General features: G+C 64.0%; 11 protein-coding genes. 6 read left to right on the top strand and 5 right to left on the bottom strand.

Annotated features, from left to right (window positions below; genetic code table 11):
• Positions 1-61: 61 nt before the first annotated feature.
• The 3 genes from OYT95_RS38980 to OYT95_RS38970 all read right to left on the bottom strand — a co-directional run bounded on the left by OYT95_RS38980 (position 62) and on the right by OYT95_RS38970 (position 4,243).
• Entirely contained in the window at positions 62-1,171 is a 1,110-nt protein-coding gene (locus OYT95_RS38980; protein ID WP_268792930.1) for a Zn-dependent alcohol dehydrogenase, read from the bottom strand.
• A 35-nt stretch (positions 1,172-1,206) separates the two neighbouring features.
• Entirely contained in the window at positions 1,207-2,616 is a 1,410-nt protein-coding gene (locus OYT95_RS38975) for an aldehyde dehydrogenase family protein (protein WP_268792929.1), read from the bottom strand.
• A 73-nt stretch (positions 2,617-2,689) separates the two neighbouring features.
• Entirely contained in the window at positions 2,690-4,243 is a 1,554-nt protein-coding gene (locus tag OYT95_RS38970; protein ID WP_268792928.1) for a purine-cytosine permease family protein, read from the bottom strand.
• 276 nt (positions 4,244-4,519) lie between these two features.
• On the opposite strand from OYT95_RS38970, the gene OYT95_RS38965 reads away from it, so the two are divergent.
• Positions 4,520-5,323 carry a TetR/AcrR family transcriptional regulator gene (locus OYT95_RS38965; RefSeq protein WP_268792927.1) on the top strand — a complete coding sequence of 268 codons (804 nt, stop codon included), beginning with the start codon at positions 4,520-4,522 and terminating at the stop codon, positions 5,321-5,323.
• A gap of 110 nt (positions 5,324-5,433) precedes the next feature.
• Positions 5,434-5,691 (top strand): hypothetical protein, encoded by a 258-nt coding sequence (locus tag OYT95_RS38960; RefSeq protein WP_268792926.1) that lies wholly within the window; start codon positions 5,434-5,436, stop codon positions 5,689-5,691.
• A 277-nt stretch (positions 5,692-5,968) separates the two neighbouring features.
• Here the strand turns inward: OYT95_RS38960 and OYT95_RS38955 are convergent, their stop codons facing one another.
• Positions 5,969-7,630 (bottom strand): AMP-binding protein, encoded by a 1,662-nt coding sequence (locus tag OYT95_RS38955; protein ID WP_268792925.1) that lies wholly within the window; start codon positions 7,628-7,630, stop codon positions 5,969-5,971.
• 207 nt (positions 7,631-7,837) lie between these two features.
• Between OYT95_RS38955 and OYT95_RS38950 the strand changes: the two genes are divergently transcribed.
• The 3 genes from OYT95_RS38950 to OYT95_RS38940 all read left to right on the top strand — a co-directional run bounded on the left by OYT95_RS38950 (position 7,838) and on the right by OYT95_RS38940 (position 10,635).
• Complete coding sequence (locus OYT95_RS38950) at positions 7,838-9,007, top strand: acyl-CoA dehydrogenase family protein (RefSeq protein ID WP_268792924.1); 1,170 nt, start codon at positions 7,838-7,840, stop codon at positions 9,005-9,007.
• A gap of 72 nt (positions 9,008-9,079) precedes the next feature.
• A complete protein-coding gene (locus tag OYT95_RS38945; RefSeq protein WP_268792923.1) occupies positions 9,080-9,934 on the top strand; it encodes a MaoC/PaaZ C-terminal domain-containing protein in 855 nt (284 codons plus the stop codon).
• 2 nt (positions 9,935-9,936) lie between these two features.
• Entirely contained in the window at positions 9,937-10,635 is a 699-nt protein-coding gene (locus OYT95_RS38940) for an alpha/beta fold hydrolase (RefSeq protein ID WP_268792922.1), read from the top strand.
• Between the two features lie 396 nt (positions 10,636-11,031).
• Here the strand turns inward: OYT95_RS38940 and OYT95_RS38935 are convergent, their stop codons facing one another.
• On the bottom strand, positions 11,032-12,201 hold the full coding sequence (locus tag OYT95_RS38935; RefSeq protein ID WP_268792921.1) for a MaoC family dehydratase: 1,170 nt from the start codon (positions 12,199-12,201) through the stop codon (positions 11,032-11,034).
• A 320-nt stretch (positions 12,202-12,521) separates the two neighbouring features.
• On the opposite strand from OYT95_RS38935, the gene OYT95_RS38930 reads away from it, so the two are divergent.
• Positions 12,522-13,160 (top strand): TetR/AcrR family transcriptional regulator, encoded by a 639-nt coding sequence (locus tag OYT95_RS38930; protein WP_268792920.1) that lies wholly within the window; start codon positions 12,522-12,524, stop codon positions 13,158-13,160.
• Positions 13,161-13,273 lie beyond the last annotated feature (113 nt).

Raw genomic sequence — 13,273 nt, 5'->3', positions numbered from 1 at the left:
GGGGTGTTCAGGCTTTGGTATGGGCGTGGCCACTTACCTGCGTGTGGCGCCGGGCCGGTGCTCAGTGTTGGTGGATGATGATGCTGCGGGCGGTTTCGCCGCGCACCATGGCGTCGAATGCCTTGTTGATCTCGCCGATGTCGATGGTGCGCTCGATCAAGGAGTCGAGCGGCAGTCGATCGTTCATGTACAGGTCGACGATCTTCGGGAAATCGACCGGGGGCCGGCAGGATCCGTAGTTGCTTCCGGTCAGGGTCTTTTCGCGGTCGGACATCACGAAGGGGTCGATGGTGATTTTCTTCCCCTCGGCGACCTGGCCGACCACGACGGCCGTGCCGCCCGGGGCGAGTGCGTCGTAGGCGAGTTCGATGGTCGTCGGTAGTCCGATCGCCTCGAAGGCGTAGTCGACACCTGCGCTCCCGGTGATTCCGGGTAGGGCGGCCAGCACGTCCTCGGTTCGGCTGTTGAGGGTGTGGGTGGCACCGAGTGCGCGGGCCCGCTCTAGGTTCGAGTCGTTGATGTCGACGGCGATCACCTGTCCGGCGCCGGCGATCACGGCACCGCTGATCGTGGAGAGGCCCACCCCGCCGCAGCCGACGACCAGCACCGACGATCCCATCCGGACACGGGCGGTGTTGGCGACGGCACCGATTCCGGTTGCGACCGCGCAACCGACGAGGGACACCTTGTCGAGGGGGGCGTCGTCGCGGATGCGGATCGCGGCGGTTTCGGGGACCACGGCCCAGTTCGCGAAGGAGGCGGTGGCCAGGTAGCTGTAGACCGGTTCGCCGTCCTGCGACAGCCGAGTGGTGCCGTCGAGCATCACGCTGTTGTAAGCGGTGGACTCGACCAACGCGCAGAGGTTGGGCCGCCCGGCGAGGCAGTAGTGGCAGCGGCGGCAGTACGGCATCCAGGACAGGACGACGTGATCGCCCGGGGACACCGTGGTCACCCCGTCGCCGACGGCGTCGACGATTCCGGCGCCCTCGTGGCCGAGCACCAGTGGTGCCGGGGACGACCACTCGCCGTTGACCACATGCAGGTCGCTGTGGCAGATGCCGCTGGCGACGACCTTGACCAACACTTCGCCGGGACCGGGTCCGGCCAGTTGCAGCGTTTCGATGGTCAAGGGCTGTCCCGGTTCACGGAATACCGCTGCGGTGACGTCCATAGTTATCTCCAATCGTTTCTGACGAGGTGGCGAGTTCACAGCGGGAACTGGATCGATTTGAGTTCGAGGTACTCCTCGAGCCCGAAGACGCCCAACTCCCGGCCCACCCCGGATTGCTTCATGCCACCGAACGGGGCTTTGGGGTTGAAGGGGCCGCCGTTGATGTCGACCTGGCCGGTGCGCAGCCGCCGCGCGATGTCGAGGGCGGTCTCGTTGTCCGGTCCCCACACCGCCCCGGACAGGCCGTACGGGGAGTCGTTGGCGATGTCGACGGCCTCGGAGACCGTGTCGTAGGGGATGACCGTGAGGACCGGCCCGAAGATTTCCTCCTGGGCGATCCGCATCTTGTTGGAGACATTCCCGAAGACGGTGGGACGCACGAAATATCCCTCGTCCCGTCCCGGCGGCCGACCTGGTCCGCCGCAGGCGAGTTCGGCGCCCTCGGCGATACCGGAGCTGATCAGCTCCTGCACCGAGGCGAACTGGTCGGCGCTGATCACCGGGCCCATGTCCACGGCGAGGGTCTGCGCGGTCTGCACGGCCACCGCGATCGCGTCGTCGTGCTGTGCGCGGGGCACCACCAGGCGGGTCAGGGCGCTGCAGGTTTGCCCGGTGTTCCAGAAGCAACTGGTCACGGTCCCCTCGACCGCGGCCGCGAGATCAGCGCCGGGCAGGATCACAGCCGCGGACTTGCCCCCCAACTCCAGTGCCACCCGTTTGACGGTCGGCGCCGCGGCGGTCGAGACAGCCACCCCAGCATTGGTCGAACCGGTGAACGACACCAGGTCGACGTCGGGGTGCGAGGCCAGGTGCGCCCCGACAACAGAGCCCTTGCCCGGCACCAGGTTGAACACACCCGCGGGCAGCCCCGCCGCGTGAAGGATATCGGTGAACCGGTAAGTGGACAGTGGGGTCAGCTCGCTGGGTTTGGCGACCACCGTGCATCCGGCGGCGAGCGCCGGAAACACCTTGATGACGAGTTGGTAGAGCGGAAAATTCCAGGGCGTGATCGCGGCGACCACACCGACCGGCTCGCGGACCACCAACGAGTTGTCGAGGGTGCTCTGGAACAGATGCGCGTTCGATGACAACTCGTCGAGATAGTCGTCCATGATGGTCAGGGGCAGGTCCACGTGCTCACTGCGCGCGAAGTCGGCTGGTGCCCCCATCTCCAGGGTGATCACCTCGGCCATCTCCTGCGCGGCCTCGCGGAGGAGGCCGGTAACCCGACGCAGGACTGCGGTGCGGTCGGCGACCGGGGTTCGGCTCCACGACTCGAACGCACTTCGTGCGGCGGCGACGGCCAGGTCGACATCCGGTTCGAGGACACACGGGACGGTGCCGACCGGTTCGAGGGTGGCCGGGTTGGTGACGGTGGTGGTCGAACCGCTGATCGGCTGAACCCATTGGCCGTGCACGTAGATGCGGGTGCGGTGGGCGGACATGATGGTTTCCTTCGAGGAGGTGGGAGAGGTCGTTGGGCCGGGCGCGGGGACGGCTCGCGGTGCGAGGGCGCGGCTATCGGGTCGGGAGTGCGTCGGTGGGATCGGCGGGGCCGGTATCGAGTGGTGCGTTCACGGCCGAGTCAGGGGTGGTTGTGGTTGCGTCGACTCCGTCGTCGTCGATTCCGGCATCGAGCCGGGCGATGAGGGCGCGTTCGCCGTCGAGGTCGAGGTTGCGGCAGACCAGGTAGTAGAAGACCGAGGCCACCACGAGGCCGGGCAGCATCGCGATGTCGGCGCCGCCGAGCGTCTCGGCGATCGGGCCGGACCACCAGACGGTGACGAAGAATGGGATCATCGCGGCGAATCCGAGGGCGTAGGCGGAGATCCCGCGCCAGTCCCAGCGCCCGTACATGCCTCGGGGGTTGAAGATTTCGCGGATCGAATAGTGACCCTTGCGGACAAAGTAGTAGTCGACGAGGTTGACGGCCGTCCACGGCGTGAACAGGTACAGCATGATGGCGAGGAAGCTGCCAAACTCGGTCATGAAGTCGTCGTTGGCGTTCTTGGCGATGAAGATGGCGACGGCGCCGGCCACGAGCAGCGCCACCAGTCGCTTGAGGAGGGTGGCCTTGATCGGGCGCACCGAGTCCACGGCACTGAGGATCGTCAACGACGAGCCGTAGAAGTTCTGGGCGGCGCTGGTGATCAGGCCGATCACGGCCAGAACGGTGAGTATTTCGCCGAACCCGTCGAAAACGTGGTTGCCGGTTTCCACCAGGGCTTGTGCGACGTTGAGTTCGGGGTACATCGCGGCCACCGCGGCGCCGATCAGCATCATCCACGAGCCGCCGATGGTTGCTCCCAGGTAGGTCCACCAGAACGTCGCGCGGGTGTCGACCTTCGCCGGCAGGTATCGGGAGTAGTCCGAGACGTAGATCGCCCAGCTCAGCTGATAGGCGGCGGCGGTGAAGAACTGGGCGAGGAAGGCGGTCGCCGAGAATCCGTCGAAGCTGAATTGGCCGTCGGGGAAGCTATCGAAGAGCAGCACGTTCGTGGTGAAGATCAGCATCGCGGCGATCAGGATGAACGACAGGTACCGCTGCAGCTTGTGGAACCAGGAGTAGCCGAGGAAGGCCATCACCATGGCCAAGAAGGTGAATCCCAGCGCGGACCGGTCCGCGTCGAAACCGAGAATGTCGTGAAAGGTTTGCCCGGCCAGGATTTGATTGAACGCGTTGTACCCGATGTACGTCGCGATGGCCACGACGAACACCAACAGCGCACCGACATACCCGAACTGTGGCCGGGACTGGATGAGCTGCGGCAAACCCATGTGCGGGCCCTGCGCCGAATGCGCCGCCATGAACAAGGTTCCGAACGCGCAACCGGCCAGGATCGCGATGGACGCCCAGAGCAAATTCGTTCCGAGACTCACCCCGATGACGCCCACGGCCAGCGTCGTCAGATGCGCATCACCGCAGAACCACACGGGCCACAGATGCCACGCCTTACCGTGACGTTCCGAGCGGGGGACGTAATCGATCGAACGGCGCTCGATTCCGTTTCGACGGTGGGCGGGGGCGGACGGGGCGTCGCCGGTCGGCGACTCCAAGGGTGGTGTTGACACAGAAACTCTCCAGTCAGGTTTCTTCGGACCGTTCCTCACGAACAATCGCAACAATCTGACGCATCAGTTAGTCGCTAGTGTGAGCGGGCTCTCAGCCGCTGTCAACCCCCTGTCGGCGCACCTCGAGGAGCTTCCGTCGATTCTTGGTCTATTACTGCAGTTCAAATGGCTTTTGCCGGAACACGAAAACTGGAGCGGCGGCGCTATCGATCCCCGGTCTCGGCGGCGGCGGCGCGGCGGATCTCGCGAACCTGAGTTGCGATGTAAATTCGATATGTGAACGGAAATCGGATTCGTGATGCGATCACGCGGTCGGGACGCACCCAGAGCAGTATCGCCGCCGAGATCGGGCTGGCCCCCCACAAGCTGTCCAAATCACTCGCCGGAACCCGCGCGTTCAAGCCGACCGAACTTGCCGCTCTCTCCGATGCCCTCGGACTCTCCACCGACTTCCTACTGACCGGACGGCCGGACAATGACACCCACGTCGGTTCGCTGCTACCGGAGCGGCGCATCCTCGACTCCGCGGCCGAGCTGATTGCCACCCATGGTTTCCATTCCGTCCGGATCGCGGACATCGCACAAGCTTGCGACGTCAGCACCGGAGCCGTGCACTACTACTTCCCCACTCGAGACGACGTCCTCACCGCGGCGCTCCAGCACTATGCCGAACGCATGTTTCTGCGCGTGCAGGCTCGACTCGATCAGCTCCGCGACGACCCGACCGCGCAAATCCGCCATCTGATCGACAGCCAGCTCCCCGTGGATCCGGCAGTACGCAACGAATGGTCCGTCTGGGTCCAGTTCTGGACCGAGGCGATCTTGGTTCCGGCGCTCCGCCCGGCCCACAACAATCTCTACGAACGGTGGCGAGCGCTGGTACACGCCGTCGTCACCAACGCCCAACAGGCCGGCATCGTCGGCGACCGAGATCCCCTCAAGCTCGCTGCACGATTCACCGCCCTCGTCGACGGCGCAGCGATTCAACTCCTCACCGGCGCACCCGGAATGAACGTCGATCTGATGCGGGCGCTGCTCACCGAAGTGTTCTGGCCTCAACACGAAACCGCCTACGCGTAGAAAACGATCATCGTGACAAGGCAGAGCAGGAATTCCCGGGTGGTCACTACCTACGGGCTAGCCGCTAAGGCTCCCCTAGGGACGGGCGTACCGGCATTCCGGATAATCGAGTGGAAGGGCCGCAGTGGTTCGACCACGACCGCACCGCGGCCATGGAGCCGCTGCGCATCATCGGAGAGTTGAACGCCGACTATTCTCCTGCCCGGGACATGGCCGATTCCATCGCGGCTCCGTCGCTGAGGCAGCCGCAACCGCACGAGAACGCGTCGCCGCGCGCCGGGGGTGATTTATGCCCCGCCTACCTAGGTTGGAACGCAACGATAAGCGGTATCTGGCTGGTGCTCGAGCCGCCGGCCGGGCCGCCATGATGCCCGCCGGCCGGCGGTTCTGCACCCAACCGGGGAGTGCACCCCGGAAGGGAAACCTAGGGCGCACCGCACGCTGTCCCCGGCAGTGATTGCCCAGTCGCTTTCTCATGCTCGCTGTGCAGTGTTCGTCGCAACAGATGAATGTTGACAGGAGTCGCAACAATTGGCAGCTGTGGTGCGCCCGCGAGCCAACCGTGACGATCTAGACTCAACTTTCGCCCCTGCATGGCCGCTATAACTCTGGGAAACCTCGATCCCGGAGGATCTCGCATTGCTTTCACGTGCGGTTCGTTTGTGTAGCGCGGCGTGGCCTGTTGAGGCTTGTCTCATGTGGACCGTTGCTTGACCCAGGTCGCGGCAGAGATGTGGCGGTGCTGTGAGCTTTCAGATTCTGTGCGAGTGCTGATTCAGATCGCGGCGCGTCGTCTGACCGAAGCAATCGGCGTTGCAACTTGCCGGATTCGGTACGGGGTAGGCTCGTGCGGAACTTGAAGTGTCGGGGGTGCTTGTAAGGGGCGAGTCCCTGGCGACAGTGGGCGAGGAGTTCCCCGGCCAGTTTGTCGTCGCCCGTGACGTCGGCCGACGGTTGGACGAACGCGACAATGCTCTGACCCCATTCGGGGTCGGGTACCCCGATAACGGCGACGTCGGTGACGTCCGGGTGCGTCAGGAGACGCTCCTCGATTTCGCGCGGGTAGATATTGACGCCGCCGGAGATGATTAGGTCGTCACGTCGATCCAGTAAGAACAGGTAGCCGTCGTCATCTAGGTAGCCGATGTCACCGGCTGTCGTCCATGGTCCGTGGCGGCTCGCAGCCGTTTTGTCGGGGTCGCGGTGATATTCGAACTCGAATGATCCCCGCAGATACACCGGTCCGGGTGTGTTGGGTGGCTGGGTGGCCCCGACTCCATCGATGATCGCCACGGACACTCCCGGGGCGGGGCGGCCGACGGTGCCGGGTCGGTCGAGCCATTCTTCAGGGCTCACGATGCTTACCAGGCCGCCGTCGGTTGCGCCGTAGTACTCCCAGACGATCGGGCCGACCCAGGCGAGGATGTCCCGTTTGGTTTCGGCGGGGCACGGTGCACCGGCGTGTACGAGGGCCTGAAGGCTTGTTGGATCGAACGTGCGTCGGGTCTCGGTTGGTAGCTGGAGTAGGCGGCGGAAGTGCGTCGGGACCATGTGGCTGTTGGTGACCTGGAAGTGCTCGATGTCGCGGAGGGTGACCTCGGGGTCGAACCGCCGTCGGCATACGATTGTTTGCCCGTCATGTAGCGCTGCCGTGGAAAATATCCCGGGTGCGGAATGGTACAGCGGCGAGCACACCAGGTGCACCCCGCCGGGCCCACCCAGCGCCCACTGGATCGAGCGGACCAGACCGTGTGCATGTCGCTCGGGGTCGATCCCGGCAACGTGTCGGCGGACGCCGCGGGGTCGTCCGGTCGTCCCGGACGTGTATCCCATCACTGGGCCGTATCTTCGGTCGGTTGGGGTGTCGTCTTCGCCAGCACAGAGGTCTTCGTATGAACGCCATCCCTCGACCGGGCCGCCGATTGCGTACCGATTCGCGGGTAGGTCTACGTGGATCGACGTGAGGTGTTCGGCGAGATCACTGTGTGCCACCAAAGTCGAGGATCCACTGTCTCGCAGTATGTATGCGATTTCATCTGGTGTCAGATGGGTGTTGATCGGGACGATGTACATGCCGACCTGTCCGGTGGCGAGTTCCATCTCCCAGAACGCGGGCGAATTGTGTGTCAGCAGCGCGACAACGTCCCCGGCGTCAAGGCCGTCGCGTCGGAGCGCGTTGGAGATGGCGTTCACTCGTGCGAGCAGGTCTCCGTACGTGCGATGTTCGGTTCCGTCGGCGTCGACGACGGCCAGCCGGTCCGGGTATCGCTGGGCGTTCTCGTAGAAACTCTTTGGCGTCGTGCTCATCGCACCCTCCTTCCTACCCATGCCGGATTCCGCCTTTGTGAAGTGGATGCTCACCACGTCGTCGACCATCGCGTGTCCTCGTCGTTTTCACTCGGTGAGTGCAATCCGAAAGGTTTACACCTCAGCGATGGTGGTTGCGTCGTGCTGGACAGCTTCTGCTAACTATGTATAGTACCTACTAATATTATCCGGTCAATCGGAGGCACAATGGACTTCGACTTCACGCCCGAGCAGCTCGAACTCAAGGAGCGCGCCCACAAGGCGGGAATGGCCTGGCGCGGACGACACACGGATTGGGATCGCGACGACGCCAGCCCCTACCGTGAGGTCACCGAGTCGATGCGCGAGGCAGGACTGCTCGGGCTCACCATCCCCACCGAATACGGCGGCAAGGGCGGCACAGCCCTCGACTACGTCATCGTGGTCGAGGAACTGTTCCGCTCGTCGCAGAGCTGGATCCTCGGCGAACCCCCTTTCTGCACTACAGGTCCGGGACCCTCCATGGTCTTGCTCGCCGAACAGGAGGAGACCCGGCGCAAATTCCTCCCCGACATCGTCAACGGGGTGAAGGGCTGTGCGATCGCCCTGACCGAACCGGACCACGGGTCTGATTTGACGGACCTCGAGACGACCGCGGTGTTCGACGGTGACGACTACATCGTTACCGGTTCGAAGCGGTTCATTACCGGGTCTCCCGAGAACGAGATCTACGCCGTATTCGCCCGTTTCGACGACATCCCCGGCGCGAAGGGGGTGGGGTGCATCCTCGTAGAAAAGGGGACACCTGGACTCGAACTGAAGCCAGGAGCGAAGTTCGTCGGGTCGCGGGGCCTGCCGCACGGTGAGGTCCACATGCACGAATGCCGCGTGCCCAGGATCAACCTCATCCGTGGCGCAGGAGGATTCGCCGAACTGATGACCGCTTTCAACATGGAGCGGTTGCACAATTCGATCTACAGCCTCGCCTTTGCGGAGGCCGCATACGAGGAGACAGTCCGGTACTGCGAGGAACGTAAGTCATTCGGACGTCCCATCATCGAGTTTCAGGCCACGTACCACTCACTCGTTGACATGCATGTCGCGATCGAGGCGCACCGGCTCCTCACGTACAAGGCCGCGGTCACGGCGATCGATTCGCGATTCCCGCGACCGCTCGACTCCACGGTTTCCAAGCTGTCCGGCGCGACAATGCTCCCAAACCTGACACAGCAAGGGGTTCTCCTCCACGGCGGCGACGGTGCGACGCTGGACTTCCCGATACAACGTCTGCACCGCGACGCGATCGCCGCGATGGTCGCCGGTGGATCGCCTCCGGTGTTGCGTAACGCCATCGCCGCACAGCTATTCACCGGCCACCGATTCCGGCAACACGCGTAGTCCAGGCCCCTGACTTCGTACCCGACCCGTGGCGCAGACGTAATGCCCCCCGACTCACACCAGGAGTGATCCATGCCCCTCGATCCCGACCTCGCCGTGTCCACGCCGCAGAAGGACCATCACGACAGCTGGGACGCCGACCGAGTGCTGCTCTATCACCTCGGTCTAGGAGCCGGAGCAAATCCGGTTCATGCCGGCGAACTTGGATACGTCAATGAACGAGTGCTCAAGGTGCTGCCGACGTTCAGTGTCATCCCAGGCTTCGAGGCCGTCCGACCCGCCATGCAAGGCCCGGGTCTGGACTACCACCTGGCGACCATGCTGCACGGCGAGCAGGAACTCGTGGTCCATAACCCGCTTCCTCCCGAGGCGGAAATCGTGACGACCCCGGCGGTCGAGGCAGTCTATGACAAGGGAAAGGCCGCGCTGCTGGTCCTGCGCGCAGACACCCGCACGATCGACGGGACCGACCTGTGCACAAACCGCTTCAGCCTTTTCATCCGCGGTGAGGGCGGTTTCGGTGGAGATCCGGGCCCGCAGCCAGAACCGTGGGAAGTGAGCGGCGAACCCGACCTGCGCGTGGAAGTGCCGACGCTGCCTCAGCAGGCCGCGATCTACCGGCTCTCCGGCGACCGCAATCCGCTGCATATCGATCCGAAGTTCGCCGCCCGCGCCGGATTCGACCGTCCGATTCTGCACGGTCTGTGCACGTACGGCATGGTTTGCAAGGCCGTCGTCGATCATCTCCTCGATGGGGATCCGGCGGCTGTGCGTGGGTGGTCGGGACGATTCGCTGGTTCGGTGTACCCGGGCGAGACACTCGTGGTCTCGGCATGGAAGACCGGATCGGACCGGATACTCGTCCGTGTCGAGGTAAAGGAACGCGACGTGACAGCCCTGAGTCACGGGGTGCTCCGATTCCGTTGAACATGGACTCCGAACCGGGGGTGAGCCCACGCCCGACCATGATCCTCACCCACGGCTACGGCGATTCGCGGGCCGCGTGGGAGGCCCAGGTGCGCGCGTTCACACCCTGGTTTGACATCCGGACTTGGGATCTGCCCGGACACGGCGACCGCCACGGGTCGGTGGAAACCGACGCCGACATCGGCACGACGACGGCCGAACTCGAGGCCCTGGTGGCGCAGGCGAGCCGACCGGTCGTGCTGGTCGGACACTCGGTCGGCGGGTACGTCGCACTCCGATGTGCGTTGACGACCGCAGCGCCAGTCCTCGGAGTCGTGCTGATCAGTACCGGCCCCGGTTTCCGTAGCCACACCGGGATCACGCGCTGGAATGTGATGATCGATCGGATGACATCCGCGTTGTCGCTGCCTGCAAAGACGGCACGCGTCGTGCGGATGACGGATTTCGTTGTGGCCGAGGGTTTACCGGGGTCCGATTTGCCGACACTTGTCGTACGCGGCGCGGAGGACCGACAGGTCTACCTCGACGGTGGCGCCTACATCGCGGCCCGCATGAAGCGCGCGCGTCTGTGCGATGTCGCAGGTGCAGGCCATGACCCACACCGCACCCATGCTTCCGAAGTAAATGCGGCGATCACACAGTTCGTGGCTGGACTGTGGCCCGCCCGCGGTCGTGCACCGTCCCGACCTGACGGCAGATGATACGGCTGATGCCCGCCCCGACCTGCATATGCGGGGACCGAATGGTTCCTGTGATGACAGGTCTGGGCGGGCGTGCTTGTCCAGGGCCCCGATGCGAAACGGCAAGCGACAGCCAGGTGAGGCGGCTGCAGCACCGGCCGCCTGAAGAAGCGGATCTCAGTTCCATACGGGAGCTCACATACGCGCGATCGACCGGGTTGGTGCGAGACCAGTTGTGCGGGAAGGCTATCGCCACTTCCTGATGGACCGTTTGACTTCATGAGTAGTCCGAAGGTGTACCAGTGTCTTGTTCGATCGGATCTACATTGGGCGAGCACTAGAAATTGACGCAGGTATACGGCGGATCCGCCCCATGCGGACACGGGGGCGGATCCGCCGTATGCGATCGTGGGATCCTCAGACGGTGCGATTGGGGAGCACGACGACTCCGGTACCGATGGCGGACACGTTGCCGTGTTGGTTATGCGCCTGCTGTTCGATCGTGACGCAGGAGCGCCCCTGCTCGTCAATGCTCTTGTCGGTTACTCGACCGGTAATGGTCACTGCGTCACCAACGATGTTGTGGTGACGGATCTGCGCCGTGTGCCGTGCGAGAAAACCGGTGTCGCCCATCCAGTTCGTGAGCTGGTGGGTCAGCCAGGAGCAACGCTCCGGGCCGTAATCGTAGGCACCGGGTGTGCCGACATCGGCTGCGAGCTCCTCCTCCCAATGCACGCGCTCGGGGACGTCGGGGATGCCGAGAGCGTTAGGGATCCCGAGACCGGGGTGCTTCTTGATCTGCTGATACGCGATCTTGTTGGCGCGAATGTAAAGACCACCCCAACCTTGTGCGAACGCGATGAACCCCGTCACCGTCATCGGGCCCTTGCCCATCGGGGCAAGCTCCTGCCCGACTTCCACATCCTCGTAGTACCGTGGCTTCGCGCCCTGGATCGACTCCTGCTCGTACAGCGCATAGATGCGGTCGAGATCGTCCTGGGTGTAACGAGTCTTCCCGAGTGCCTTCTGCTCGCTGTACTTCGAACCCCGCTCGCGCGCTGCGTCACGTTCGGTGCGGAAGCACCAGGAGTCGCCGGAGACCAGCGGCTCGCCTCCCTCGGACGTAATTTCAACGTGGTAGATCTGCTGAAAAGCCCGGCCCGCGAAGCGTGTGTCGTGCTCGACGAGATCCTTCAGGTATGCCGACGTACGGACACGGGTGTCGCGCAGGATCGGCCGGTGCCAAGTGAGGTCCGCGCCGGCCCACATGGCGTGCACGCCCGGCAGTCCGCCGACGTACCCGGACAGGATCCGACTCAGGGCAAACGCGAAGCTCGGCGGCGCGACGAGAGTGCCATGGTGCGTCGTGGCAGCGTAATCGGGATCCGACCACAGGGGGTTGTCGTCGCCGATGCCGTGGGCGTAGTGGCGGATGTTGTCCCGGGTGGCCTCGTAGCACCACGGTTCGACGGTGTCGGTGATCGGAACACCGATCAGGCTGCGTAGGTCGTCGAGCGCTCGGTCGGTGATTTTGGCGTACTTGTCCTCGCTATTGCCGGTGACGTGGTCGACCACGGATTGCGACATCTGGAGCTCCATTCGGTGTGCTCGGTCGGGGAGTCATGCGTGTCGGCGTCGCGTCGAACGGTCAGGCCGTGTCGAGATCGCGCGCAGGGCGACCGGCGTCGGAGTGTCCATGCAGGGCCTCAACGTCCCGGATGGGAGCCGGTCTCGGATTCGAGCATGCCTCCATGCCGGTATGTTGTCAAGTACTTACTATCAAAGTTGACAACGGGGGTTTCTAAATACGCACTCTGCCTGGGATTAATCAGCTTTATGGTGTGTCATTTACTACAATCACGCATATTTCCGAAGCCTCGGCGAGCGGCACTGCTAGAGTTCGGGGGATGACCCGATCAATTGCGCCGGGAGATCGGCCGGAAGCGCGCAAGCGACTCACCGCCGCTGAACGCCGGACCCAGATCATCGCCATGGCCCGCGAAGTTTTCGTCGAAGAAGGCGTCAACGGTGCACGGTCGCGCGACATCGCGGATCGCGCCGGCATCACCGAGGCATACCTGTACCGCCACTTCCATTCGAAGGACGAGCTTTTCCAACTCGCGATCGACGAACCTCTCGATCGGATGATCACCGTTCTGAGCAACGACACCCGCGAGCTGGCCGCCCGCAACGACGTCGATCGGGTCGAAGTCGTGCGGCGCACACACGAACTCCTACTGGGCTGCATGGTCGAGATCGCCCCCCTCGTGGCCGCGGCGCTGCTATCGGGAGGAACCGGAAAAAACCAGTTCTACGCCGACTACCTGTTCCCCCGACTGCGCGACGTGCTCGCGCTTGTCATCCCCGACATCACCGGTTATCCAACCAAGGCGATCGAGCTCGACCTCTTCGTCGATGCGATGATCGGCATCCATCTCACCATCGCGCTTGAACACCTGCTCGAGAACAAGCCGGTGGACGTACCTGTCGTGGCAGAACAGGTGACCACGATGTTCGCGGTCGGTGTGGGGAGACGACCGCGATAGGCGCAGGCCGCCGCGACGCACGCGAAAAACAACGACCCACACTCGGACGTCGTGATCGGCCCACGAGACCGTTCGTGTCATCGAAGTAATCGATATACAATCTTCCAGGCGGG

This window comes from Rhodococcus sp. JS3073 (assembly GCF_026810085.1).
Taxonomy (GTDB): Bacteria; Actinomycetota; Actinomycetes; order Mycobacteriales; family Mycobacteriaceae; genus Rhodococcus_F; species Rhodococcus_F wratislaviensis.
The sequence above is the reverse complement of the archived record's forward strand: the minus strand, read 5'-3'. Positions and strand labels throughout refer to the sequence as shown.